The 26,703-nt window shown below is 71.5% G+C and carries 16 protein-coding genes; 4 read left to right on the forward strand and 12 right to left on the reverse strand.

The features are described 5' to 3' along the window. Positions 1–161: 161 nt before the first annotated feature. Positions 162–2,480, reverse strand: a complete 2,319-nt coding sequence (locus ACFVXC_RS09915; RefSeq protein WP_389904403.1) for an ATP-dependent DNA helicase UvrD2 — start codon at positions 2,478–2,480, stop codon at positions 162–164. 45 nt (positions 2,481–2,525) lie between these two features. Here ACFVXC_RS09915 and ACFVXC_RS09920 point away from each other — a divergent pair, with 45 nt between their 5' ends. Further along, a complete protein-coding gene (locus ACFVXC_RS09920) occupies positions 2,526–2,780 on the forward strand; it encodes a glutaredoxin domain-containing protein (protein ID WP_361181665.1) in 255 nt (84 codons plus the stop codon). Positions 2,781–2,865: 85 nt separating this feature from the next. On the opposite strand, the gene nudC is transcribed toward ACFVXC_RS09920, so the two are convergent. The 6 genes from nudC to ACFVXC_RS09950 all read right to left on the reverse strand — a co-directional run bounded on the left by nudC (position 2,866) and on the right by ACFVXC_RS09950 (position 13,944). Beyond that, positions 2,866–3,813, reverse strand: coding sequence for an NAD(+) diphosphatase (nudC, locus tag ACFVXC_RS09925; RefSeq protein ID WP_389903452.1), 948 nt, complete (start codon positions 3,811–3,813; stop codon positions 2,866–2,868). 49 nt (positions 3,814–3,862) lie between these two features. After that, a complete protein-coding gene (locus ACFVXC_RS09930) occupies positions 3,863–5,284 on the reverse strand; it encodes a dipeptidase (RefSeq protein WP_389903454.1) in 1,422 nt (473 codons plus the stop codon). Positions 5,285–5,294: 10 nt separating this feature from the next. Further along, the gene (locus ACFVXC_RS09935) at positions 5,295–8,840 is read right to left on the reverse strand and encodes an ATP-dependent DNA helicase (protein WP_389903456.1); all 3,546 of its coding nucleotides are present in this window, start codon (positions 8,838–8,840) and stop codon (positions 5,295–5,297) included. 116 nt (positions 8,841–8,956) lie between these two features. Next, positions 8,957–9,661: a hypothetical protein gene (locus tag ACFVXC_RS09940; RefSeq protein ID WP_389903459.1), complete on the reverse strand. Its 705-nt coding sequence runs from the start codon at positions 9,659–9,661 to the stop codon at positions 8,957–8,959. Positions 9,662–9,784: 123 nt separating this feature from the next. Then, a complete protein-coding gene (locus ACFVXC_RS09945; RefSeq protein WP_389903461.1) occupies positions 9,785–13,300 on the reverse strand; it encodes an ATP-dependent helicase in 3,516 nt (1,171 codons plus the stop codon). A gap of 206 nt (positions 13,301–13,506) precedes the next feature. After that, positions 13,507–13,944: an MGMT family protein gene (locus ACFVXC_RS09950; RefSeq protein ID WP_389903463.1), complete on the reverse strand. Its 438-nt coding sequence runs from the start codon at positions 13,942–13,944 to the stop codon at positions 13,507–13,509. A 161-nt stretch (positions 13,945–14,105) separates the two neighbouring features. On the opposite strand from ACFVXC_RS09950, the gene ACFVXC_RS09955 reads away from it, so the two are divergent. From ACFVXC_RS09955 to ACFVXC_RS09965, 3 genes are all read left to right on the forward strand, one after another. Beyond that, entirely contained in the window at positions 14,106–16,979 is a 2,874-nt protein-coding gene (locus ACFVXC_RS09955) for a lysylphosphatidylglycerol synthase domain-containing protein (RefSeq protein WP_389903465.1), read from the forward strand. Positions 16,980–17,067: 88 nt separating this feature from the next. After that, positions 17,068–18,621 (forward strand): alpha/beta hydrolase, encoded by a 1,554-nt coding sequence (locus ACFVXC_RS09960; protein WP_389903467.1) that lies wholly within the window; start codon positions 17,068–17,070, stop codon positions 18,619–18,621. Between the two features lie 88 nt (positions 18,622–18,709). Beyond that, a complete protein-coding gene (locus tag ACFVXC_RS09965; RefSeq protein WP_389903469.1) occupies positions 18,710–20,272 on the forward strand; it encodes an alpha/beta hydrolase in 1,563 nt (520 codons plus the stop codon). Positions 20,273–20,376: 104 nt separating this feature from the next. On the opposite strand, the gene moeZ is transcribed toward ACFVXC_RS09965, so the two are convergent. The 5 genes from moeZ to ACFVXC_RS09990 all read right to left on the reverse strand — a co-directional run bounded on the left by moeZ (position 20,377) and on the right by ACFVXC_RS09990 (position 26,567). Then, positions 20,377–21,555, reverse strand: coding sequence for an adenylyltransferase/sulfurtransferase MoeZ (gene moeZ / locus ACFVXC_RS09970; RefSeq protein WP_389903471.1), 1,179 nt, complete (start codon positions 21,553–21,555; stop codon positions 20,377–20,379). A gap of 63 nt (positions 21,556–21,618) precedes the next feature. Next, positions 21,619–22,368, reverse strand: a complete 750-nt coding sequence (locus ACFVXC_RS09975; protein WP_389903473.1) for a spherulation-specific family 4 protein — start codon at positions 22,366–22,368, stop codon at positions 21,619–21,621. Beyond that, the gene (locus tag ACFVXC_RS09980; RefSeq protein WP_389903476.1) at positions 22,356–23,309 is read right to left on the reverse strand and encodes an NAD-dependent epimerase/dehydratase family protein; all 954 of its coding nucleotides are present in this window, start codon (positions 23,307–23,309) and stop codon (positions 22,356–22,358) included. The genes ACFVXC_RS09975 and ACFVXC_RS09980 overlap by 13 nt, the downstream gene beginning before the upstream one ends. 175 nt (positions 23,310–23,484) lie before the next feature. Then, positions 23,485–24,741 carry a hypothetical protein gene (locus ACFVXC_RS09985; RefSeq protein ID WP_389903478.1) on the reverse strand — a complete coding sequence of 419 codons (1,257 nt, stop codon included), beginning with the start codon at positions 24,739–24,741 and terminating at the stop codon, positions 23,485–23,487. Next, on the reverse strand, positions 24,738–26,567 hold the full coding sequence (locus ACFVXC_RS09990) for a DUF3492 domain-containing protein (protein ID WP_389903480.1): 1,830 nt from the start codon (positions 26,565–26,567) through the stop codon (positions 24,738–24,740). Before ACFVXC_RS09990 ends, ACFVXC_RS09985 begins: the two co-directional genes overlap by 4 nt. Positions 26,568–26,703 lie beyond the last annotated feature (136 nt).

Raw genomic sequence — 26,703 nt, forward strand, 5'->3', positions numbered from 1 at the left:
GAATCGCCTCCTCTCGGCGTCTATGGGATCGGCCGGAACCGATCCTGCGGGCTATTAAGTACAGCACGGGGCGGGGGCTTCGGAGAAGCCGCCGTTCCCGTGCTTAAGAACCTATGGGTCTTCCTTGCGCATGCGCAAACTATTTTTTCGACGAGTTTGAATCAGTTGCCATCGGCGCCCCTTACAGGCTCTCCACCTGCACAAATGGCGAGGACATCAGATCCATAGCGGTTGAGCTTGCGCACACCGACGCCGGGGATCCGGGCCAACTCGCCCTCCTCGTCGGGTGCGGCCTCCGCGATGGCGATCAAAGTCTTGTCCGTGAACACGCAGTACGCGGGCTGTCCCAGCTGCTGCGCCTGGCCCGATCGCCACTCCCGCAGCCTCTCGTAGAGCCCCTCGTCCATGTCGGACGGGCAGTCCTCGCACCGCATCAGTTTCATCTCGCCCGCGTCCGTCAGGCTCCGTCCGCAGACGCGGCACCGGGCCGGGGACCTGCTCGTCCGCCGACGGCTCCTGGCGCCGCCGCTCTCCTCGCCGCCGCTGCCGTAGCCACGCTCGACACCGCCGGGACCGCCGCCCGCGGCGCGCGATCCCGTGCCCGCCCCCGAGCCCGGGCGCAGCCCGTCCAGGAAGCGGCTGGGGCGGCGTCCCGCGCGACCGCCCGGCGAGCGGGAAAGGGCCCAGGAGAGGGAGAGGTGGAGGCGGGCCCGGGTGACCCCCACGTACAGGAGGCGGCGCTCCTCCTCGACCTGCTCGTCGGTCTTGGCGTACGTGATCGGCATCATTCCCTCGGCGAGGCCGACCAGGAAGACGGCGTCCCACTCCAGGCCCTTGGCGGCGTGCAGCGAGGCGAGGGTGACGCCCTCGACGGTCGGCGCGTGCTGGGCGCTCGCGCGCTCGTCGAGCTCCCCCACGAGGTCGGAGAGCGTCGCCCCGGGCTTGGCCCGCTCGAAGTCCTCGGCGAGACGCACCAGGGCCGCCAGGGACTCCCAGCGGTCACGGGCCGCACCGGAGCCCGCCGGGGGCTGTGTCGTCCAACCCTTCGTGGAGAGGACGGCACGCACCTGCGAGGGCAGGTCGACGACGTCGTCGAGCAAGGAGTCGTTCCCCCCGAAGCGGGCCGCGCCGCGCAGGGCGGCGCCCGCCTCCCGGACCTCGGTGCGCTCGAAGAACCGCTCGGCGCCGCGCAGCTGATAGGGCACGTTGGCGTCGGCGAGCGCCTGTTCGTAGATCTCGGACTGGGAGTTCGTGCGGAAGAGGACCGCGATCTCGCTCGCCGGGACACCGTCGGCGATCAGGGCCCTGATGCGGCGGGCGGCGCCTTCGGCCTCGGCGGGCTCGTCCGCGTACTCCGTGTAGACCGGCTCGGCCCCGGCGTCGCGCTGCGAGATCAGCTCTAGGCGGTGATCGGCGGCGCGGCCCCGGGCCTGGGAGAGCAGGCCGTTGGCGAGGTGGACGACCTGGGGCGTCGAGCGGTAGTCCCTGACGAGCTTGACGACCGTCGCTCCGGGGTGGCGGGTGCGGAAGTTCAGCAGGTGGTCGGGGGTCGCGCCGGTGAAGGAGTAGATCGTCTGGCTGGCGTCGCCGACGACGCAGAGGCTGTCGCGGTCGCCGAGCCACAGCTCCAGGAGGCGCTGCTGAAGCGGGCTGACGTCCTGATATTCGTCGACCACGAAGTGCTGATACTGGGCGCGGACCTGGTCGGCGATGTCGTGGCGGTCCTGGAGGATGCCGACGGCCAGGAGCAGGACGTCTTCGAAGTCGATGACGGCGCGGTCGCGCTTGAGGTCCTCGTACGCCCCGTAGATCTGGGCGATCTCCGCCGCGTCCCTGGGGATGAGGCGGCCCGACTTCGCGGCGGCTGCCGCATAGTCCGAGGGAACGGTCTGGGTGACCTTGGACCACTCGATCTCGCTGGTCACGTCGCGCAGTTCATTGCGGTCGAGGCGGATGCGGGAGGCGGCCGCCGCGTCCGCGACGAGTTTGATCTTGCGGTCGACGATCCGGGGCAGCTGGCCACCGACTGCTTTCGGCCAGAAGAACTGGAGCTGGCGCAGGGCGGCGGAGTGGAACGTGCGTGCCTGGACTCCGGAGGCGCCGAGCTGGCGCAGGCGTCCGCGCATCTCGCCCGCCGCGCGGTTGGTGAACGTGACGGCGAGCACGCTGGCGGGCTGGAGGATCCCGGCACGCACGCCGTAGGCGATCCGGTGGGTGATCGCCCGTGTCTTGCCCGTCCCGGCGCCCGCCAGGACACACACCGGTCCGTGCAGGGCCGTCGCCACCTCGCGCTGCTCGGGGTCGAGCCCGGCGAGCACCGCGTCGGCAGAGTCCGGGACCTGCGGGAAGAGTGTGGAGTGCGTTGCTGCTGTCACCCCGCCATGCTGCCAGGTCACCGGAGACGCGTGAGCCCGTTGTCCACAGGGAGGCCCGCGCGGTCGTACTAATGCGGGAATGGTGGCCGGGTCACGTACGTTCAGGTCATTGCGATGACGCACCCCGAGCAACAAAGGAGCGCGAGACACATGCCGGGCACTGTGACGATGTACAGCACCACGTGGTGCGGCTACTGCCGCCGGCTCAAGGGCCAGATGGACCGCGAGGGCATCACGTACAACGAGATCAACATTGAGCACGACCCGGATTCCGCGGCCTTTGTCGAGAAAGCGAACGGCGGGAACCAGACGGTCCCGACGCTGCTGGTCATCTCCGACGCGGGCACCGAGTCCGTGATGACGAACCCGAGCCTCGCCCAGGTGAAGCAGGCCATCGCCGCCTGAGTCCCCCGCTCCGCCGAAAGACCCCCGCTCCTCACGGTGCGGGGGTCTTCTGCGTCCGGCGCCCGACGGCGTCCGGCGGGGGGGCTCAGCCGACGCTGCCCGGCCTCGGCAGCGGCTTTCCGTACCAGAGTTCGATCAGTCGGGCCGCGATCGAGATCCCGTAGGGCGGCAGGACCTCTCCGGACTCGAATGCCGCCCGCAGGTCCTCCCGGGAGAACCAGCGGGCCTCCTCGATCTCCTCGCCGTCGACGTTGATCTCCGAAGAGGTCGCCGAGGCCATGAAGCCCAGCATGAGGCTGGAGGGGAACGGCCAGGGCTGGCTGGCGACGTACTCGACGGCACCGACCGTCACGCCCGCCTCCTCCCAGACCTCGCGGCGCACGGACTGCTCGATGGACTCCCCCGGCTCGACGAAGCCCGCGAGGGTCGAGAAGCGGCCCTCGGGCCAGTGCACCTGGCGGCCGAGCAGGATGCGGTCCTCTTCGTCCGTGACCGCCATGATCACGGCCGGGTCCGTACGCGGGTAGTGCTCGGCGCCGCACGCCTGGCAGCGGCGGATGTGGCCGGCCGCCGCGATGACGGTGCGCTCGCCGCAGCGCGAGCAGAAGCGGTGCAGGCGCTGCCAGTTCTCCAGGGCGACGGCGTGCACCATCAGGCCCGCGTCGCGGGGCGACAGGAGAAGGCCCGCCTCGCGCAGGCCCGCGGGGCGCGCCTGCTGGTCCATGCGGCCGGGCAGGGAGTCCTTCTGGAGCGCGAAGTAGCTGACGCCGTCGTCGTCCGTGCCCAGGAAGTAGCGGTGGGCCTCGGTGAGGGGCGCTTCGAAGGACGGTGTCATCACCAGTTCGGTGGTGCCGTCCGGCGTCTCGTCGATGAGCACCTGGCCGCCGGAGACCACGAAGACCCGTGTCGTGGGGTGGCTCCAGGCGGCGGCGAGCCAGGCCTCGTCGAGGCGGTGGTGGGCTGCGCGATCGATGCCGCTCGGTGCGGTGAGCGAGACGGGACGGTCAGCGGTGCGGTCGGTCCAGGTGGTCACAGGTGCTTCCAACTCCCCCGATGGAATGGGTGGTTCAGCAGGGCGGTGTTCAGTGTGCTTCGCGCCAGTGCTCGGCGAGATCGCCCCACAGGTAGGCCGCCGTCTCGACTCCCTTGAGGAGCAGATCGATCTCGACCTTCTCGTTCGGCGCGTGCCAGCCGTCGGACGGCACGGAGATGCCCAGGAAGAGCACGGGGGCGGCGAGTACGTCCTGGAGATCGGCAGCCGGTCCCGAACCGCCCTCTCGGGTGAAGCGGATCGGCTGTCCGAAAGCCTTGCCCATCGCCCGTACGACTGACTGCAGGGCGGGGTGGTCGAGCGGCGTCAGGCACGGGCGCGTGGCGGAGCCGAAGGTGATCGTGTGGCTGATTCCGTTCGGCAACTGGTCGGCGACCCAGGTGCGCACGGCCTCTTCGACGCGGTCCGGGTCCTGGCCCGCGACCAGCCGGAAGGAGAGCTTCAGGAAGGCGGACGACGGGACGATCGTCTTGCCGCCCGGCCCTTGGTAGCCGCCGCCGATGCCGTTGACCTCCGCGGTGGGGCGGGCCCAGATGCGCTCCAGGGTGGTGTGGCCCGCTTCTCCGTGGGTCGCGTGCGACTTGGCCGTGCGCAGCCAGCTCTCCTCGTCGAAGGGCAGCTCGGCGAAGAGCGCGCGCTCGCGGTCGGTGAGTTCGGTGATGCCTTCGTAGAAGCCGGGGACGGCCACGCGCGCGTGCTCGTCGTGCAGCGCGGCGACGAGGCGCGCGGCAGCGGTCGCCGGGTTCGGTACGGCGCCGCCGAAGGAGCCCGAGTGGATGTCCTGGTCGGGTCCGCGCAGCTCGATCTCGCAGTCGGCGAGGCCGCGCATGCCGGTGCAGACCGTCGGAGTGTCCTCGGCCCACATGCCGGTGTCCGAGACGATCACCGCGTCGGCCGCGATGCGTTCCTTGTGCTCCTCGATCAGCGCGCGGAAGTTCGGAGAGCCCGACTCCTCCTCGCCCTCGATCAGGAGCTTGAGGTTCACCGCGGGGGCGGTGCGGCCGGTGGCGGCGAGGTGGGCGCGGACGCCGAGTGTGTGGAAGAACACTTGGCCCTTGTCGTCGGCCGCCCCGCGCGCGTAGAGGCGGTTTCCCTGGACGACGGGCTCGAAGGGATCGGTGTGCCAGCCGTCCTCGCGGGCCGCGGGCTGCACGTCGTGGTGGCCGTAGACGAGGACCGTGGGGGCCTCGGGGTCCCCGGAGGGCCAGTCGGCGAAGACGGCGGGAGCGCCGGCCGTCGGCCAGACCTCGACGGTCGGGAAGCCGGTCTCCTTGAGCTGGGCCGCGAGCCAGTCCGCGCTGCGCCGCACGTCCTGTCCGTGATCGGGCTGCGCCGACACGGACGGGATGCGCAGCCACTCGGCGAGATCGTCGAGGAAGGCGGCACGGTGGGTCTGGATGAACGTACGGACGGCGCTGCCGCCACTGACGTCGCTGTCAACGGACTGGCTCATGGTCACGAGCCTATCCGTCCCCGGGAGCCGACTCGTCCGCTGGTTCATCACCCGGACGCCCGCCCGGTTCCTCCAGGAGAATCCGCTCAAGACCGGCCCGGCCCGGCAGGTGCGCGGGGCGGGAGATCTCACCGCTGCGCACGTACAGGAACGACGCCTTCACGGACTCCGGGGGCACGCCGTGCAGCTCGGCCCAGGCCAGGCGGTAGACGGCGAGCTGGAGGGGGTCCGCGGTGCGGGTGCGGCTGGTCTTCCAGTCGACGATCTCGTACGTCACGTCGTCGCCGTGGACCTCCTTGTAGACCGCGTCGATCCGGCCGCGGACGACACGGCCCGCGAGCGTCAGCTGGAAGGGCACCTCGACGCGGTGGGGGGTGCGGTGGGCGTACTCGGTGCGCTCGAAGGCCTCCTTGAGTGCGTCCAGGTCGCGTTCGTCGGCGATCTCGGCCTCGCCGGGGCCGCCGCCCGGCAGGTCGTCGGGGGCGAGCAGCGGGAGGCGCAGCTCCTCGAAGCGGGTCTCGATCCAGGCGTGGAAACGGGTGCCCCGGCGGGCCGCGGGCTGCGGCGGGCGTGGCATGGGGCGGGCGAGCTCCTGCGCGAAACCCTCGGGGTCGGCGGCCAGGCGCAGCACTTCGGAGGCGGTGAGCGATGCCGGTACGGGAATGTCCCTGATCGCTTCTCGGGCGCGCAGGAGTTCGCCGGTGAGGGCGTCCAGGTCGCGGTCCCAGGAGGCGAGCGTGCGGGCCTCCTCAGGGGTGAGGCGGGCCTCCTCCGGGGTGAGGCGGGGCTCCTCAGGGATGGCGTCGGCAGGGTGCGGGCGGGCGGTCGCGGAGGGCGGGGCGGCCACCTGGTGCGGGATCGCCGGACGGGCCGATGTCCAGGAGTCCCACTCCTCGGGGTCGGCGTCGGGCGGCTCGGCCTCCGCGTGGGGCGGCTCTTCGTCCTCCTCCGGAGGGGGCGGCCAGTCCGGGTCGTCGGACGGGGGCACGTCGTCGTACGCCGAAGGGTGGGGCTCTTCGTGCGAGCGGGCGTCGCCGCCCGGAGCACCCTGCCCCGTCAGGCTGTCCAGATGCGTGAGGACCGTCTGTGCGGCGGCCCGGCGGCGGACCAGGGACATGTCGTCCAGCGGGAGCGGCCACGCGTGTTCGGCCGCGGCCTCCGCGAGGGCGGGGTTCTCCTCGCCCTCCTCCGGTTCGTCCGCCCAGGCCTCGATCTCTCCGTGGCCCACCGCGCAGTGGTCGTACAGCGCCTTGAGGAAGTCCGAGGGGCCGCGCGGCTTCTTCTGCGAAGGGCCCCACCAGTGGCCTGAGCCCAGGAGGAGCGAGCGGGGGCGGGTGAACGTCACATAGCCGAGGCGGAGCTCCTCGGTGCGCTGGTGGTCCTTCATGTCCTCGTGGAACGCCTTCATGGACCGGGAGTCCCACGCCTCGATGTCGGGCAGGGTCGCCGCGTCCCCGCGCAGCGCGTGCGGGACGACCTTGCCCTGCGCCGTCCACTTCTCGCGGCCCTGGGTGCTGGGGAACGTCCCGGTGACCAGGCCGGGGACGGCCACGACGTCCCACTCCAGGCCCTTGGACTTGTGCGCGGTGAGCACCTTGACGGTGTTCTCGCCGCCGGGCAGGGCGTTGTCCAGACCCTTCTCGTACTGCGCGGCCGTCCGCAGGAAGGCGAGGAAGGCCAGCAGGCTCGCCCCGCTGTCGTTCGCGGCGAAGGACGCGGCGACGTCCAGGAAGTTCGACAGCGTCTCGCGGCGGCGGGCCGCGAGGGCGTGCGGCGACGCGGAGAGTTCGACTTCGAGGCCCGTGACGGCGAGGACCCGGTGCAGCACGTCCATCAGCGGGTCGGACAGGGAGCGGCGCAGATCGCGGAGCTCGACGGCGAGGCGGGCGAACCGCACCCTCGCCTCCGGCGAGAAGGGCAGACCGTCGTCCTGTGTGTCCTCCTCCAGAGGCGTCTCCAGGAACGTGTCGAGCGCGTCCGCGAGCGATATCACCTCGGCCGGGTCGACCCCCTCGACGGCTTCGGCGAGCCGCCGGTCCGGGTCGTCGGGGGCCGCGTGCCCGTGCCGTACGAGAAGGCGTGCGCGGCGGCCCAGGAGGGCGAGGTCGCGCGGGCCGACGCGCCAGCGCGGGCCGGTCAGCAGGCGCACCAGGGAGGCGTTCGCGCCCGGGTCCTGGAGCACCTCGCAGACGGCGACGAGGTCGGCGACCTCGGGCAGGTGCAGAAGCCCGGAGAGGCCCACGACCTCCACGGGGACGTCACGGGCGACCAGCGCGCCCTGGATCTGTGCGAAGTCCGTGGCCGTGCGGCACAGGACGGCGATCTCGCCGGGCGCCTTTCCGGTGCGCACGAGGTGCGCGATGGAGTCGGCGATCCAGTCGATCTCCTCGGCGTGCGTACGCAGCAGGGCGCAGCGCACCATGCCGTCGCGCTCGGCGCCGGGCGCGGGCCGCAGGGCCTCCACGCCCGCGTGCATCGCGCGCAGCGGCTCCGCGAGGCCGTTCGCCAGGTCCAGGAGACGGCCGCCGCTGCGGCGGTTCTCGCTGAGCGCGTGGCGGGCGGCGGGGCGCCCGTCGGCGTACGCGAAGTGCTCGGGGAAGTCGTCCAGGTTCGCCACGGACGCGCCACGCCAGCCGTAGATCGCCTGGCAGGGGTCGCCGACCGCCGTCACGGGATGGCCCGTGCCGCCTCCGAAGAGGCCTGCCAGAAGGATGCGCTGGGCCACCGAAGTGTCCTGATACTCGTCGAGCAGGACGACCCGGAACTCCTCGCGCAGGATCTCGCCGACCTCCGCGCGGGTGCGGGCAAGGGTCGCCGAGAGGGCGATCTGGTCGCCGAAGTCGAGGAGGTCGCGGGAGCGCTTCGCCTCCCTGTAGCGGCCGACGAGCTCGGCCAGTTCGAGCCGGGCCGCCGCTGTCTCCGGCACCTTGCGCAGGTCCGCGTTGGAGAGCTTGGCGCCCTCCAGGGCGTGCAGCAGTTCGGTGTCGTACGCCCGGAGCCTGTCGGGGCGCACGAGGTGCTCCGCGAGCTCGCTGTCGAGCGCGAGGAGGTCGCTGACGAGGTCGGGGAAGGAGCGGGTCAGCGCGGGATACGGGCCTGGCGCCTCGCGCAGCACGCGCGCGGCGAGCTGGAAACGGGTGGCGTCGGCGAGCAGCCGGGCGGTGGGTTCGAGCCCTATGCGCAGGCCGTGGTCGGTCAGGAGGCGGCCCGCGAAGGCGTGGTAGGTGGAGATGACGGGCTCGCCCGGAGGGTGGTCCGGGTCGAGCGCCTCGGGGTCGGTGACCCCGGCCTTGATGAGCGCCTGCCGCACGCGCTCGGCGAGTTCGCCCGCCGCCTTGTTCGTGAACGTCAGGCCGAGGACCTGCTCCGGGGCGACCTGGCCGGTGCCGACCAGCCAGACCACGCGGGCCGCCATCACCGTCGTCTTGCCCGACCCGGCTCCGGCCACGATCACCTGCGGGGCGGGCGGCGCGGTGATGCAGGCCGTCTGCTCCGGGGTGAACGGGATGCCGAGGAGCTCTTTGAGCTGCTCGGGGTCGGTGATGCGAGGTGGCACGTCAGAGAGGCTAGCGGCGACCACTGACAACCGGGGCGTATCCGGCCGTCAGGGGCCGCGGCCAGGGGGCCGTCAGAAGCCGCCGCCGCGAGGCGGCCGCTTCCGCGACCGGACGGTCAGGAGCCCATCAGCTTCTTCAGGTCGTCCTGCTCGACGACGTCATCGGCCGCCGGAGCCTTGACGACGACGGGCTTGCCGTAGTCGCTGAAGTTCAGCTTGACGGGGTCGTCGCCGCCCTTCTTGTCGATCTGCAGGAAGTACGGCTTTCCGTCCAGAGCGACGTGGTACGTGACGGTCTGCCCGCCGTCCTTCTTGGTGAGGACAGCCGTCTTCTTGCCGTCGATCTCGGCGTCGTCCCCGCGCTCGAGACCCTTGAGCCCCTTGGACTCGAACATCTGGTCCCTGTCGCAGGTCTTGGCCGTCTGGCCCTGCGGCGACTTCATCCAGCGGCCCTTGAGCTTGGCGCCCAGGGCGGAGCTGCCCGTGCTCTTCCAGAACTTGTCGTCGCCCTTGAAGTACGAGGACTTGCCGGACACGAGGATCTCGCCGATGCCGGTGGACGGGGAGCCCGTCTTCCCCTGGCAGTCGTCGGACTTGGCGACGGCGAAGTCGACCTGCATCGGCTTGCCCTGCTGCTCACCCTTGCCGGTGACCTTGAAGGAGCCCGCGCCCTTGGAGGCGTTGATGGCCTTCTTGGCGATCTGGTCGGCACTCTTCCCCTTGAAGGGGTCGTTGCCGCCGTCGCTGCTGCAGCCCGTGACGCCGACGACTGCGGCGGCGCAGACGACTGCCGCGGCCAGGAGCTTCCGGTTGGCTGCCATGTGTGTTTCTCCTCGAAAGACGTTGAGCTTTGCCGCGACCTTAGATGGCCTGTGCGGCTGCTATGTGCGGGGGCGCGGGGAGGTGACGTTGGCCACTGGCGTCCCGGTTGGTGCCCATGGGTGTCATTCCACCACCTGCCGGCCCTCGGGCCGCGCACTGCACGAGGCGCGGAAGGCACAGTGCGTGCAGTGCTGGCCGGTGGTGGGTGAGAAGCGCTCGTCGAGGACCTTGCCTGCCGCGGTGGCGAGGAGGTCGCCCACCCACTCCCCGGAGAGCGGCTCCTGGGCCTGCACCTTGGGCAGGGACTCACCGCCGTCCTTCTTGGCGGCGCCCTGGCGCAGTTGCACCAGTTCCGCGCCGCCCGCCTCAGGACGTACGCCTTCGAAGGCGTCGTCGACCGCGCCTTCGCGCAGGGCGAGCTGGTAGACGGCGAGCTGCGGGTGGCGGGCCACCTCGGCGGCGGTGGGGGTCTGTTTGCCCGTCTTGAAGTCGACCACGTAGGCACGGCCCTGCGCGTCCGTCTCGACGCGGTCCATGGAGCCGCGCACGCGTACTTCGTAGGGCCCCGCTTCGAGGGTGACGTCGAAGTCGTGCTCACTGCTGACGGGGGTACGGGTGGCGCGGTCCGTCACATGCCACTGGAGGAAGCGTTCGAGCGCCACGCGCGCGTGCTCCTTCTCCTGCGCCGACTTCCAGGGGGCGTCGAAGGCCAGCGCGTCCCAGACCGAGTCGAGGCGCTCCATGAGGACGGCGAGGTCGGCGGGTGTCGTGCCGGACGCGACCTCGTCGGCCAGGACGTGGACCACGTTGCCGAAGCCCTGGGCGGCGGTCGAGGGGGCGTCCGCCTTCACCTCGCGGCCCAGGAACCATTGCAGGGAGCAGGTGTTGGCGAGCTGGTCCAGGGCGCTTCCGGAGAGGACGACGGGCTTGTCGCGGTCCCTCAGGGGAACCTCGCTCGCCGTCGGTTCGTACATGCCCCACCAGCGGTACGGGTGCGCGGACGGCACCAGGGGGCGCCCGTCGGCGTCACTCAGCGCGGCGAGCCGGGCCAGACGGCGGGCGGCGGCCTCGCGCAGGGGCTCCGAGACCCGGGGGTCGACGGTGGTGGAGCGCAGCTCGGCGACGAGCGCGGAGACGGACAGGGGTCGGCGCGGGCGGCCCGTGACGTCCTTGGGCTCCACACCGAGTTCGGTGAGGAAACGGGACGGCTGGTCGCCGTCGTCCGCGGGCGCCTTGACGGCGGTGACGACCAGGCGTTCACGCGCGCGCGTGGCGGCCACGTAGAACAACCGGCGCTCTTCGGAGAGGAGCGCTCCGGGAGTGAGGGGCTCGGCGAGGCCGTCGCTTCCGATGCGGTCGGCCTCCAGGAGGGAACCGCGGCGACGCAGGTCCGGCCAGACTCCTTCCTGGACTCCCGCGACCACCACGACCCGCCATTCGAGGCCCTTGGAACGGTGCGCCGTCATCAGGCGTACGGCGTCGGGGCGTACCGCCCTGCGGGTGAGGGTGTCGGCGGCGATGTCCTGCGCCTCGGTCTCCTCCAGGAAGTTGAGGGCGCCGCGCCCTCCGGTGCGTTCCTCCGTGCGGGAGGCGTACGCGAACAGGGCGCAGACCGCGTCGAGATCACGGTCCGCGTTCCGCCCGGCGGCGCCGCCTCGGCGCGCGGTCCGCTCGAGGCGGCGCGGCCACGGTGTGCCGTCCCACAGCTCCCAGAGCGCCTCCTCGGCGGTGCCGCCGCCCGCGAGACTCTCACGGGCCTTACGAAGCAGCGCACCGAGCCGCTGGGCGCCACGCGCGTACGCGGGGTCGTGCGCGACGAGCCGCTCCGGTTCGGCGAGCGCGCGGGCGAGCAGTTCGTCGGAGGGCGCCGGAAGATGGCTCCCCGCGTCCCTCTCCTCCGCCCTAAGCGCCCGCCCGAGCCGACGGAGGTCGGCGGCGTCCATACCGGCGAGGGGCGACGTGAGGAGGGTCAGGGCGGTCTCGGTGTCGAGCCAGGCGGGGGCAGGGGTGAGGGCGGGGGAAGCGGTAGGGGCGGTGGTGGCTGCGGGGTCGGACGCGGAGTCGGACGTGGGGTCGGCATCGGCGTCGACAGACCCCGGCGCGGCCTCGGCGTCGGCCCCGGACACGACCTCCGACCCGGGCTCACTCTCGCGCTCGCCCTCCGACTCACGCTCGGCATGAGCCCCGACCCCGTCCCCGCCCCTGTCCCTGCCCCCATAAGGCGAAGCCTGCGACACCACCGCCTCCGCCACCGCCCGCAGCGCCGTGAGCAGAGGCGTGACCGCCGGTTCGTGGCGCAGTGCGATGTCGTCGCCGTCTATGTCCAGGGGGACGCCCGCCGCGGTGAGGCTGCGCCGGAACGCGGGGATCGTGTGGGCTCCCGCGCGGACCAGGACCGCCATCTCGTTCCAGGGGACGCCGTCCTCCAGGTGCGCGCGGCGCAGGATGTCCGCGATGTTGTCGAGCTCGGCACCGGACGTCGGATAGGTGTACGTATCGACGCGGCCGCCGTCCCGGACCGCGGTCAGCTCCCGGTGGGCCCGTACCTTCTCCGCGGGCAGCCTGGTCAGCGGCATGCGCCGGGTGAGCAGGCGGGTGGCAGCGAGGAGAGCGGATCCGGACCTGCGGGAGGTCGTCAGGACCTCGACCGGCGCCGGAGTGCCGTCCGCGCGCGGGAAGTCGGAGGGGAACTCCAGGATGCCGTTCACATCGGCGCCCCGGAAGGTGTAGATCGACTGGTCGGGGTCGCCGAACGCGACGAGGGAGCGCCCGCCACCGGCCAGCGCGTCAAGGAGCCGTACCTGCGCCGGATCCGTGTCCTGGTACTCGTCCACGAACACCGCGTCGTACTGCGCGCCGAGCGCCCGCGCGACCTCGGGGCGCCGCGCGAGCAGCACCGCACGGTGCACGAGTTCCGCGTAGTCGAGCACTCCTTGCATGTCGAGTACGTCCAGGTACTCCGCGAGGAACGCCGCCGCCGCACCCCAGTCCGGTCGCCCCGCGCGGCGGGCGAAGGCGTTCAGGGCGTCGGGGCCAAGACCCAGTTCACGGCTCCGGGCGAGCACCGCGCGCACTTCGTCGGCGAAGCCCCGCGTCGTCAGGCAGGCCCTCAGCTCGTCCGGCCAGCGGATGTGGGAGCGCCCCTCGCCCGCCAGGTCGATCTGGCCCGCGAGCAGCTCCCGTACGGCCACGTCCTGCTCGGGACCCGAGAGGAGCCGGAGCGGCTCGACGAACAGGTCCGCGTCCTGGTGGGCGCGGATGAGGGCGTAACAGAAGGAGTGGAAGGTCGTCGCCTGCGGGGCGTCGGCCGCGCCCATGCGCAGCGCCATACGGTCGCGCAGCTCCACCGCGGCCTTGCGGCTGAAGGTGAGGACAAGGACCCGCTCCGGCTCCGTGCCCTTCGCGATCCGGGCGGCGACGGACTCCACGAGCGTCGTCGTCTTGCCGGTGCCGGGCCCCGCCAGGACGAGCAGTGGCCCTCCGGGGTGGTCAACCACCGCACGCTGTCGTGCGTCAAGACGAGGGGGAGCCACGTGGACCGGCGGGGTACGCACCAGCCGATAGGCACCCTGGGACCCCTGTCGCACCTGGAGGTGCGACGGGTGCCGGGTGTGCCGGGCGGAAGAAGTGGAGCTCACGTGGGTCGCCGGTCCTGGTGGGTGTACGGGTCGAGATACAGCTGCGCGATGGCTGCGGGGTGAGAGAAATGCGTGCTGTCGACGCTACGCCAGCGGGCGTGGGTGACGCGTGGCTTCCCCCGTACGGGTCAGCGGGCGTGCGTGACGCTCGGCTTCCCCCGTACGGGCCACCGGCTCCCCGCGACGCCCCGGGATGGCCGAAGCTGTCAGGTGTGAGCCCCCGGAGCCTGCGGGCGAGCGGCACCGCCGCTTCCCGCCCCGCCGCCACTCGCCGCGGCGCCATCACTGGCCGCGGCGCCGTCCCAGCGCGCCCGCCGCATGTCGAGGCGCGGCACATGCCCCTCGGACGCACGGCCCGCCTCACGCAGCGGAGTGCCCTCGTCGCGGTAGTGGCCGAGCGCCCGCAGTTCGTGGCCCGGCAGCAGCCGACCGTCCGCGCGCACCACACGCCACCACGGAACCGCGTCCCCGTAGAGGGCCATCACCCGGCCGACCTGTCGGGGGCCGCCCTCCTCCAGCCACTCGGCGACGTCCCCGTACGTCATCACCCGCCCCGGCGGGATCAGCTCCGCGACCTCGAAGACCCGCTCGGCGTACTCCGGGTACCTCAAGAGCTCCTGTTCCGGTCCGTTCTCCTCGCTCATCCGGACCATCCTGCCGTACCCCACCGACACCGTGACGGCCCCGCGACAGAGTGTGCGGTACGCGACAAACTGGAGCTCCGTGAATACTTCGCGCCCCCGCATTGCACCCTGATGCCCCCCTCTGTCGGTGGAGCATGCCACCATCGTGCGGGCGGTGACTGGTGATACGAGATCAAGAAGAGGCGACGGAGCAGCAGGACGTGCACCCCGATGAGACGGCGGGCACCCCTGCGGCCGAGGCGCACCCGGACACCGGTGGGCACTCCCTGACGAAGAACGAGAAGAACGAGAAGCCCGAGAAGTACGAGCGGGACAAGCGGGACAAGCGGGACAAGCGGAACGAGAAGCCCGAGCAGGACGCGCACGCCGACTTCGTCCCCGACGGCCCCGCCGAGGACTGCGCCGAGAACGACGGAGCGCACACCGACCGCGTCGCAGGTGACGAACCGCTGCTCGCCGCGCGCGTGCACCGCCCGTCGGACCTGATGCGGCTGCTCGTCGGCGTCCTCGGGATCGTCGTGGTCCTCGCCATCGCCGCGTTCGCGCACGGCACGACGTCGGGGCTCGCCCAGGACATCAACAAGGGCACGGACCAGGCGCCCGACCTCCTGATCAAGTTCGCGGGCCTCACCGCGAGCATCGGCGTCCTGCTCGTCCCTGTCGCGTTCGCCATCGAGCGCCTGGTCAAACGGGACGGTCTGCGCATCGCCGACGGCGTCCTCGCGGCCGTCCTCGCGCACGGCGTGACGCTCGCCACCGACCTCTGGGTCGCCAAGGCCGCCCCGGGCTCCATCCAGGAGGCGCTGACCCGGCCGTCCCCCGGCGACCTGCACGCGCTCACCGATCCCGTGCACGGCTATCTGGCCCCCGTCATCGCCTATATGACAGCCGTGGGGATGTCCCGCAGACCGCGCTGGCGCGTGGTGCTGTGGGTGGTGCTGCTGCTCGACGCCTTCACCATGCTGGTCACCGGCTACACGACGCCGTTCTCGATCCTCCTGACGGTCCTGCTCGGCTGGAGCGTGGCCTACGGAACGCTCTACGCGGTCGGCTCGCCGAACGTCCGGCCCACCGGCCAGACGCTGCTCGCCGGGCTGCGGCACGTCGGCTTCCACCCGGTGAGCGCGGCCCGCGAGGACGCCCCGGACAGCGAGCACGGCGACCGGGGCCGCCGCTACTTCGTCACCCTGGAGGACGGCCCGCCCCTGGACGTCACGGTCATCGACCGCGAGCAGCAGGCGCAGGGCTTCTTCTACCGCGTATGGCGCAGACTCACGCTGCGCGGCATCACCCAGCGCCGCAGCCTGCAGTCGCTGCGCCAGGCCCTGGAGCAGGAGGCCCTCCTGGCGTACGCGGCGATCGCGGCCGGAGCCAACGCGCCCAAGCTGATCGCCACCTCCGAGCTCGGCCCCGACGCGGTGATGCTCGTCTACGAGCACACGGGCGGCCGCACCCTGGACTCCCTGCCTGACGACGTCATCACCGATGAACTGCTGTGCGACACCTGGCGGCAGGTGCAGGCGCTCCAGTCGCGGCGGATCGCGCACCGCAGGCTCGCGGGTGACGCGATTTTGGTGGATCGTTCCGGCACGGTCATCCTGACCGATCTGCGGGGCGGTGAGATCGCCGCCGGTGACCTGGTCCTGCGGATGGACGTCGCCCAGCTCCTGACCGCCTTCGGTCTTCGCGTGGGCGCCGAGCGCGCGGTCGCGACCGCCCTCGACGTGCTCGGCCCCGACACGGTCGCCGACTGTCTGCCGCTGCTCCAGCCCATCGCCCTGACCCGCTCCACCCGCGCGACCCTGCGCAAGCTGGCCAGGGAGCGGTCGCAGCGCGAGCGCGAGGCGGTGCTCGATGCCTCCCGCAAGGACAAGCTGGCGCGCGCGGCGGAAGCGGACGCCGACGCGGCGGAGGAAGCGGCGGAGACCGCCGACGGTGCCAAGGGCCTCGACCGCAAGGCCGTGCGCGCGGAGAAGCAGGCCGAGAAGCAGGCGATAGACGTGGCGCTCGATCAGGCCCGCGAGGAGGATCTGCTCACCCAGATCCGCCACCAGGTGCTGCTCATCCGCCCGCAGGCGCCCGTCGAACCCGCACAGCTCGAGCGCATCAGGCCGCGCACGCTGATCAGCTTCATCGCCGGTGCCATCGGCGCGTACTTCCTGCTCTCCCAGCTCACCCACGTCGACTTCAACACGATCGTCGGCGAGGCCGAGTGGGGCTGGGTCCTGGTGGCCGTGGCGTGCTCGGCGCTGAGCTACTTCGCGGCGGCGATGAGCCTGCTGGGCTTCGTGCCGGAGCGTGTGCCGTTCCTGCGGGCCGTCCAGGCGCAGGTCGCCGGGTCGTTCGTGAAGATCGTGGCACCGGCCGCGGTGGGCGGCGTAGCGCTCAACACGCGCTTCCTGCAGCGCTCCGGGGTCCGTTCCGGCCTCGCGGTGGCGAGCGTCGGCGCCTCGCAGCTGTTCGGGCTCGGCTCGCACATCATGCTGCTGATGATCTTCGGTTATGTGACCGGTACGGAGAAGACGCCGTCCCTGTCGCCGTCCCGCACGGTCATCGCCGGTCTTCTCTCGGTCGCGGTGCTCGTGCTCGTGGTGACCGCGATCCCGCTCCTGCGGAAGTTCGTCGTCACGCGCGTGCGGTCGCTGTTCGCGGGCGTCGTGCCGCGCATGCTGGACGTACTGCAGCGCCCGCAGAAGCTGCTCACCGGCATCGGCGGCATGCTGCTCCTGACGCTCATGTTCGTGCTCTGTCTCGACGCCTCGGTACGCGCCTTCAGCACGACGGAGATGAAGCCGCTGACCCTGGCGAGCGTCGCCGTGGTCTTCCTCGCCGGTAACGCGCTCGGCTCGGCGGCGCCCACGCCCGGCGGTGTCGGGGCGGTAGAGGCGACGCTCACGTTCGGTCTGATCGCGGTGGGCGTGCCCAAGGACGTGGCGGCGCCCGCGGTGCTGCTTTTCCGGCTGCTCACGCTGTGGCTGCCGGTGCTTCCGGGGTGGCTGTTCTTCAACCACCTGACGAGGAAGGGCCTTCTGTGAGGAAGGGCCTTCTGTAGAGAAGGCGGCCGCTCCACGGAAGGCCGAGCCAGCCGTGCGCCCCGTCTGTGCCCCCCGCAGGATGGGGAGCATGCCCAACCTCAAGGCGCGTGCCGCCGCCACCGTCGTCCTGCTGTCCGCAACCCTCGCGGCCTGCGGCGGTGACGACTCCAAGGAGTCCACAGCCTCCAAGGACACAGACCTGTCGGCTCAGGAGCTCAGCTGGAAGGACTGTCCCGCGCCCGACTCCTCCGAAGGCGGCGGTGAGGCCCCGTCCCCGCTGCCCGGCGGCGCGAAATGGCAGTGCGCCACCATGAAGGCCCCTCTCGACTGGGACAAGCCCAAGGGGGACACCCTCGACATCGCCCTGATCCGCGCCGCGGCGAGCGGCAAGAAGGACCAGCGGATCGGATCGCTCGTCTTCAACTTCGGCGGCCCCGGCGGCTCGGGCGTCACCACGCTGCCCGCCTTCGGCGCGGACTACGCCAAACTGCGCACCCGCTACGACCTGGTGAGCTTCGACCCCCGCGGCGTCGGCCGCAGCGCGGGCGTGAAGTGTGAGGACGACAAGAAGCTCGACGCGTACTTCCAGGCGGACTCCACTCCCGACGACGACGCCGAGCGGAAGAAGCTCGTCGACAACGTGAAGGGTTTCAACGGCGCCTGCGAGAAGAACTCCGGCAAGGTGCTCCCCCACGTACGCACCACCGACGCGGCCCGCGACATGGACCTGATGCGCCAGGTGCTCGGCGACGACAAGCTGCACTACTTCGGCATCTCGTACGGGACCGAACTCGGCGGCGTCTACGCACACTTGTTCCCCAAGAAGGCGGGCCGTGCCGTCTTCGACGCGGTCGTCGATCCCACCGAGACGGCCGAACAGGGCTCCATCGGACAGGCCGAGGGCTTCCAGCTCGCGCTCGACAACTACGCCAAGGACTGCACGTCGAAGGTCGATGACTGCCCTGTCGGCGACACCGAGCAGGACGTCAAGGACAAGATCGCGGGTCTCCTCAAGAAGCTGGACGCCAAGCCCCTGCCGGCCCAGGCCTCGCGCGAGCTGACGCAGACCGCCGCCACCAACGGCATCGCGCAGGCGCTGTACTCCAAGGACTTCTGGCCGTATCTCACCGAGGGCCTCGACCAGGCGTACGACGGGGACGGCAAGATCCTCATGGCGCTCTCCGACTCCATGAACGGCCGCAACGAAGACGGTACGTACAGCAATATCCAGGCCGCCAACATCTCCATCAACTGCGCGGACGACAAGGCCCGCTACACGCCGGAGTACGTCGAGAAGAAGCTCCCCGAGTTCCGTAAGGCGTCGCCGCTGTTCGGCGACTATCTCGCGTGGGGCATGGTCGGCTGCACCGACTGGGCGGTGGACGGCGCCGCCGACCACCCGGACGTCAGCGCGCCGGACGCGCCGCCCATCGTCGTCATCGGCAACACGGGCGACCCGGCCACACCGTACGAGGGCGCGAAGAAGATGGCGGACGCGCTGGGCAAGGGCGTCGGCGTCGAGTTGACGTACAAGGGCCAGGGGCACGGGGCGTACGACAGCAAGAACAAGTGCGTGCGGAACGCGGTGAACGGCTATCTGCTGGACGGCACGGTGCCCAAGGAGGGCACGGTCTGCTCGTGACGCGGCAGGGGCCACTCGGCCCCCCGGAGCCACTACAAGTGACCCCACCTACTATGGCCTGATTGTCTTACGAGGGGGGAACCGCTCCATGCCGCGTCTCGTACGGTCAGCAGCTCTGGCCGCCGCAGGAATTCTGGTGGCGGGGCTAGCCGCCGGCTGCGGCGGGTCCGACGGGGACGGGCGCGACGACGCGAAGCCCGCGCCGACCGGCCCCGAGCAGTCACCGAAGCCCGACGCCTCCTCCGCCCTGCCCGCCTCGCTCATCAGTCAGAAGCTCGACTGGGGCGGCTGCAAGGCGACCGGCAGCGACCCCGCACCCGGCTCCGAGTGGCAGTGCTCGACCCTCAAGGTCCCCTTGGACTACAAGAAGCCGGACGGCGAGACGATCGACGTCGCGCTGATCCGTGCCAGGTCCACCGGCAAGGGCGAGCGCATCGGCTCGCTCCTGTTCAACTTCGGCGGGCCCGGCGGCTCCGGCGTCTCCATGCTGCCGTCGTTCGCCGACGGGTACGAGAAGCTGCGCGAGCGCTACGACCTGGTGAGCTTCGACCCGCGCGGGGTCGACGGCAGCGAGGGTGTGCGCTGCCGCAGCGACAAGAAGACCCAGGCCGCGGAGTCCGTCGACCTCACTCCTGACACTCCGGCCGAGGAAGCGGCGTACTTCAAGGACGCGGCCGACTTCGGCGCGGGCTGCGCGCGCGACTCGGGCAAGCTGCTCGGCCATGTCTCGACGGCGGAGGCCGCCCAGGACATGGACGTGATGCGCCAGGTGCTCGGCGACGAGAAGCTGCACTACATGGGCATCTCGTACGGCACCGAACTCGGCGGTGTCTACGCGCACTTGTTCCCCAAGAAGGTGGGACGCCTCACCCTGGACGCCGTCGTCGATCCGACCGCGGACTCGGTGGGCCACTCGAAGAACCAGGCGCGGGGCTTCCAACGCGCCCTGGAGAACTACCTGAGGTCCTCGGGCCAGGACCCCGAGGCCGGCTCGCAGAAGATAGTGCGCCTCCTCAAGCGCCTCGACGCGAAGCCGCTGCCCGCTTCGGGCGGCCGGAAGCTCACCCAGTCCCTGGCCACCACCGGCATCACGGTCACCCTCTACAGCAAGACGAGCTGGCCCGCCCTGACCCGCGGTCTCGAACAGGCCGAGAAGGGCGACGGATCGGCGCTGCTCCAGCTGGCCGACCTCTACAACGAGCGCTCCGCGTCCGGCCGTTACAGCACGCAGAGCCACTCGCAGCGCTCGATCTCCTGCCTCGACGACAAGGGGCGTACGACGCCCCGGGAGGCGAAGGCGAGTCTTGGCGAGTTCCGTGAGATATCGCCGGTCTTCGGGGAGTTCATGGGCTGGGACACGGCCGGCTGGTGCTACGACTGGCCGGTGGCCGGGCTGCACGACTCAACCGACGTGAGCGCCCAGGGCGCGGACCCGGTCCTGGTCGTCGGCAACACCGGAGACCCGGCGACGCCCTACGAAGGCGCCCGCAAGATGGCGGACGAGCTCGGCAAGGGTGTCGGCGTCGAGCTGACCTGGAAGGGCGAGGGCCACGGCGCGTACGGCAGCGGCAGCGACTGCGTGGACGACACGGTCGACGACTACCTGCTGAACGGAACCCCGCCGAAGGACGGCAAGGTCTGCGAGACCTGAGACCGCGGCCCACTCCAGCCCGTCCGGCGTTTGAGGACGAGCCCTTGAGGCGATAGGGCCCGCACCTCAAAGGTGCGGGCCCTATCTCCGTTCAGGCGCTACGCCTAGTAGATCGGCTTGTCCGGCTCGATCTGGTTGACCCACCCGATCACGCCGCCACCCACGTGCACCGCGTCGCTGAAGCCCGCGGACTTCAGCACGGCGAGGACCTCCGCGGACCGGACACCGGTCTTGCAGTGCAAGACGATCTTCTTGTCCTGCGGAAGGCTCTCCAGGGCGGTGCCCATGAGGAACTCGTTCTTCGGGATCAGCTTGGCGCCGGGGATCGAGACGATCTCCCACTCGTTCTGCTCGCGAACATCGATGATCTCGATCTTCTCGTCCGCGTCGATCCACTCCTTGAGCTGCTTGGGAGTGATCGTCGAGCCGAGCGCCGCCTCCTGGGCCTCGTCGGACACGACGCCGCAGAAGGCCTCGTAGTCGATGAGCTCGGTGACGGTGGCGTTCGGGCCGCAGACCGCGCAGTCCGGGTCCTTGCGGACCTTGACCTGGCGGTACTGCATCTCCAGGGCGTCGTAGATCATCAGGCGGCCGACCAGCGGGTCTCCCACGCCGGCCAGGACCTTGATCGCCTCGGTGACCTGGATGGAGCCGATGGACGCGCAGAGCACGCCGAGGACGCCGCCCTCGGCGCAGGACGGGACCATGCCGGGGGGCGGGGGCTCCGGGTAGAGGCAGCGGTAGCACGGGCCGTGCTCGCTCCAGAAGACGGAGGCCTGGCCGTCGAAGCGGTAGATCGAACCCCACACGTACGGCTTGTTGAGCAGCACGCACGCGTCGTTGACCAGGTACCGGGTGGCGAAGTTGTCCGTGCCGTCGACGATCAGGTCGTACTGGCTGAAGATGTCCATCACGTTCTCGGCCTCAAGCCGCTCTTCGTGGAGGATCACGTTCACGTACGGGTTGATGCCGAGGACGGAGTCCTTCGCCGACGCCGCCTTGGAGCGGCCGATGTCGGCCTGGCTGTGGATGATCTGGCGCTGCAGGTTCGACTCGTCGACCTCGTCGAACTCCACGATGCCGAGCGTGCCGACGCCCGCCGCGGCGAGGTACATCAGCGCCGGCGACCCGAGGCCGCCGGCGCCCACACACAGCACCTTGGCGTTCTTCAGCCGCTTCTGCCCGTCCATCCCCACGTCGGGGATGATCAGGTGGCGGGAGTACCTGCGAACCTCGTCGACGGTGAGCTCAGATGCTGGCTCGACCAGGGGTGGCAGCGACACGGGGACTCCGTTGGTCGGTATTTCGGATCGGTGGTTCTCTCCGTAACACTGCCACGCCCTTCTTCATTCCGAGACACCCGTTCCGATGCGCGAGACGATTTCGTCCCAGTAGCCGGGCATCGACTCCCACGGGTCGTCCGCTCCGCCGCTGTCCACGCGGTCGGTGAAGTAGATCGTCGACGCGCCCTGCCAGCGTGCGATGCGCAGCGCCTCGTCGAGGTGGCCGCGCGGCATGCCGTGCACGAAGTGGCAGAAGCGCTCGGGCGGGTAGTCGGCGGTCCACTCGGCCACCTGTGACCAGCGGTAGTCGCTCCAGGGCCCGGAGAAGGTCACCAACTGGTCGCCGGATTCGGCGTACCCGGGATACGGATGGGTGCCGTGCCCCAGGACGATGTGGGCGTCGTCGCAGAGCGCGCGCAGGGTCGTGACCGTCCTGCGCACCTCAGGGAGCGACGCCCGTTCCGTGGGACAGCGGTCCAGCGAGAAGCCGTCGACCTGGTACCAGTCGAGGTAGCGGTGCGCGTCGGAGATGAGCTCTCCGAAGCTGCGGGCGCCGTACAACGCGTCGAGGTGACCGAGAACGCGCACGCCCGCGTTCCGCAACCGCCCCGCCGCCTCCAGGCAGTGCGGGTCGGGCCGCTCCCCCGGCCCCCTGCTCACGTTCAGGACGACCCAGTGCAAAGGGGTTCCGGGACGGGTGAGTTCGGACCATTCGGCGGGCGCGACGAGGGGGTGCGCGAAGCCCGGAATACCGAAGCCGAGACGTACGTCGGTGTGCGCGGTGCCTGTGGCTGTGCTGGTCAGATGCGGCATGCCGCCTCCATCCAGATGTCGGCGAGTGATTCTTCGAGGTTGATGCGGGGGCGCCAGCCGAGCCGGTCGCGCGCGGTGCGCACATCGGCCTGCTGCCAGCTGCCGCATCCGTCGGGGTAGGGGTAGGCGGCCGGGCTCGCGTGGTCGGATTCGGAGCGCGGGTGCCCGATGGATTGCCGCAGGCCGCCTTGGTCCAGCTCGTGCAGGGCTCCGCCGTACCCGGCGACGCGCGCCAGGACGGCGGCCGCGTCACGCAGCCTCACCGCTCTGCCCGCGCCGATGTTCACGACCCCCTGGGCCGCGGAGAGCGAGGCGGCGTGCACGGCGCGCGCCACATCGCGTACGTCGATGAAGTCCCGCTGCACTCCGAGGCCGCCGAGCTTGAGCTCGCCGTCACCGGCCTGCATGGCCCTGCGCATGGCCTCGGCGAGCCGCCCGAGCGGCGATCCGGCCGGGGTGCCGGGCCCCGCGGGCGAGAACACCCGCAGGACGACGGCGTCGAGACCCGCCCCGAGCACCAGCTCGGTGGCGGCCAGCTTGCTGACTCCGTACGGTCCGCCGGGCCTGGGCACGGCGTCCTCCGCGGTGGAGGATCCGGGCTGGCTCGGCCCGTACTCCGCGGCGCACCCCAGCTGCACGAGGCGCGCCCCGCATCCGCTGCGGCGCAGGGCCTCGCAGATCGTGGCGACGGCGACGGTGTTGTGCCGGGTCAGCTCGCGGGCGCCGCCGCGGGTGGCACCGGCGCAGTTGATGACGACGCCCGGGTGCACGGCGTCCAGGAAGCGGGTGAGCGCGCCGGGGCTGCCGCTCGCGAGGTCGAACCGTACGTCCGAGTCGTCGCCGCGGCCGAGCGCGGTGAGCTGCACCGCCGGGTCGGCGAGCAGCCGGTCGGCGACGAACCGGCCGAGGTATCCGTTGGCTCCGATCAGCAGCACCCTCATCGGGCGGCTCCCGGGTCGGATTCTCGGATGCTGAGGGTGCTCATCTGGCGTTCTCCTTCAGGGGGTTGCCGTAAATCACGGGGTAAGGCCCGCGGTGTCGGCCCCGCGGGAGAGAGAGTTCTCGGAGTGAAGTGAAGTGAGGTGAAGTGGCGTGAAGGGGGGCGGGCAGGAACGCTCAAGGCGCCCCGCCCGCATGCGCGGAAGCCCGGCTGAGCACGCGCAAGGAGTGGAGCAACAGCACGCCCGCGGCGGCGCCACACGCGACGACGGGGACGACTCCGGGCCCCCAGGCCCGCGCCGCCCCCTCCACCGGGGCCGCGAGCCACGCGAACCCGGGCAGGCGCCCGGCGAACACGCAGGCGATCGAGCCCGCCTCCACGGCTCCCGCGGCCCCCAGCATCAGCAGGGGCGCACGCATGAACCCGTACGAGGAGAGGAGCCGCGAAAGCAGCAGCAGCGCGCCGAGCGCTCCGGCACCGGCAGAGGCAGAGGCAGAGGCAGAGGCACCGGCAGAGGACTGGGCGCCGTGGACGGCCCCGGACCCCACGAGCAGGGCCCCCAGGGCGCAGAGGTAGAGCGCGACCACGCCCAGGAGCAACGGCCTTACGGCGGAGGTGAATTCAGCGAGCCCCCGGCTGAGCGACAGCCGCCTTCGTGCCCCCACGGCGAACAGCCGCGCGCACCACAGCGCGGGCGCGACGGCGAGCGAGAGCCCGAGGGCGGCGGCGGTCGACGGCGCCCACGGGCCATCGGGCCCACCGGAGACGGCGCCCCGCAGCAGCCCGTCTCCGAAGAGGGCGTACGCGATGAGGAAGCACACCCACGCGCGCGTGGCCGGCATGACCTCGTGCGGGCAGCGCAGCGGGCCGTACCGAAGAGCCGCCCGCAGCGCGACGGCGACGGCGAGCGCTCCGCCGAGCCCCACCGCGAGCCGCGCACGCCCCTCGCCCATTTCGAGCCCCACGGCTGCGAGCCCGCACACCACACCCGGAAGCAGGGCGAGCAGCGCCCATCCGGCGGGCAGTTGGGGATCTCCTGTCGAGGGAAGGGCCAGGGCCACAGGGACGCCGCGCTCCTCCTCGTCGCGCGGCACGCGCGCGTACATCTCCTCGGCGAGCGCGAACACGTCCCGGTGCCTGAACCGCGCGGCGGTCCTGTCGGTCACTCCGTGCGCCTCAAGACCGGCGGCGATCTCCAGCGGGTCGACGGCGCGTTCGCACAGCTCCCGGTGCCGGTGCATCAGCGTCTTCACCGGATCGACGCCACCGCGCCGTACGGGCCTGGAGCCGGTCCCGGTGCCCGTACTCGTCCCACGCCAGGCAGCGGGTTCCCCTACCAGTGCCGCGTCGGCGACCAACTCCTCCGACCGCACATCCCACCCGCCAGGGCTCGCCGGAGCCCGCGGCGCATCGACCTTCTGCTGCTTGCTCATACGCCCGCCCCCTTCAGCTGCTCCGGCCTGTCCGCCTGGTCCGGTCCATCCGCCTGGTCCGGTCCATCCGCCTCGCGCGCCCAGCTGGGCGCACCGGCTGAACCCGACCCCGAACCCGAGCCCGAACCCGAACCCGGGCCCGCGTCCCCGCCGCCCGCGGCGACCGCCCACCTGCCCGGCACGTACGCCTCCGCCGGATTGCCGAACGGCACCGGCTCGCCCGCGTCGTCGACCGCCTCTCTGCGCACCGGACAGTGCGAGACGATCTCCAGGTAAATGCCTCGAAATGCCTCGATGTTCTGCTCAACGGTGAACAGTTCGAGCGCCCGCGCACGCGCCGCCGCGCCGAGCCGCTCGCGCCGCCCCGCGTCGCGCAGCAGCGCCACGCACGCCTCGGCGAGCGCCCGGGGGTTGCGCGGCGGTACCACGAGCCCGGTGCCGCCGATGACCTCGACGACCGCGCCGACATCCGTGGAGACCGTCGCCCGCCCGCAGAACATCGCCTCGACCAGGCTGATCGGGAACCCCTCGACGACGCTCGAAAGGACGACGACGCTCCCCGCGGCGTACGCGTCCTGAAGTTCGGGCGCCTCGGGCGCGCCGATCTCCTCGAAGGAGACGGGATTGTCGCCGACGGCGTGCGCGCCCCGCGCCTCGTCCGGGAAGAGCTGCGCGGCCAGCGCCCTGCAGTGCGCGAGGTAGGCGGCCGCCTCCGGGCCCTCCGCGGGCGCGCCGACGATGCGAAGGCGCGCCTTCGGCTCCTCCTTGCGGACCTCCGCGAAGGCGTGCAGGAGGGAGATCAGGTCCTTGGCCGGCTCGATGCGCCCGACCCAGAGCAGGGTGTCCGGGTCGCCCGGGTCCTCGCGCTCGCCCACCTCGGCGAAGCGGGAGGCCTCCATGCCGGGATAGACCGTGCGCAGCTTCGCCCGCTCGGCTCCGCACCGCTCCTGCCAGCGGCGGGCGTGCGTGTTGCCGGGGGTGATGACCGTGGCCTTGCGGTACACCTCGGCGGCGAGCTTGCCGTGGAAGGAGGTGAGCAGCGCCCGCGCCGGCGCGCTCAGCGCGTCGTCGCCGGTCGCGAGGTAGTGCGCCCGCAGTTGTACGCCGTACTCGGTGACCAGGAGCGGCACTCCGGAGAAGTGCTTGGCGAGGAGACCAGGGAGCGCCGCCGGGCCGCCGGACGTGGCGTGGCACAGGTCCACCGCGCCGAGGCCGTCGTCGCCGTACCAGTCGAGGGAGAGCGGTCGCAGCGAGCGCTCCAGGTGGCCCGCCACGGTGAGCAGATCGGGGACCCGTGCGGTGCGCGCGGCGCGGAGTGCGCCCGGCGCGCGGCACGCGCGCTCCAGGGCGCGCACGGCTCCTTCGGAGCGCAGTGCGGCGACGAGGCCGCCCTCGTCCCTGGCGAGTTCGGCCAGGCCGTGGAGCGCACTGCTGAAACGGTCCGCCAACGCATCGGAGGGCCCGAAGCCCCCGGAAACATGAGAGACGCCAGCGACACCCGCGACACCGGAGACACCTGAGACACCGGAGTCGCACACCACCGCGGCGAGTTCACCGAAGTACTCCGCGAAGCGCCGCCGCGCCCGCCGCCCGTACCCGGCCTCGAAGGCCGCGTCGTCGTCGACCGTCCACAGGGGCGCCGTCCGCACGCGGCTCACCTGGGGCGGCAGCTCGACCCACCCCTGGACCTCCTGCCGCTCGCTGCGGCTGAGTGCGTAGATGTCGAATTCGTGCTGCCCGAGCCCGCGCACGAGCCGGTCACACCAGAGCCTGGCGTCACCGCTCACATACGGATAGCCACCCTCCGTAAGCAGTCCGATGCGCACGCGTACACCCCCGATCTCCCATATGGAGAGCCGCCGTTGAACCAGCGGCTCGCAGCGGGACGAACGTATGCGGACATGCCGGTGGCGTGATGGACGGTTGTCCATCACGCCACCAAAAGGGGTGAACGGCCGTAAC

Source organism: Streptomyces sp. NPDC058257 (genome assembly GCF_042881845.1).
Lineage (GTDB): Bacteria > Actinomycetota > Actinomycetes > Streptomycetales > Streptomycetaceae > Streptomyces.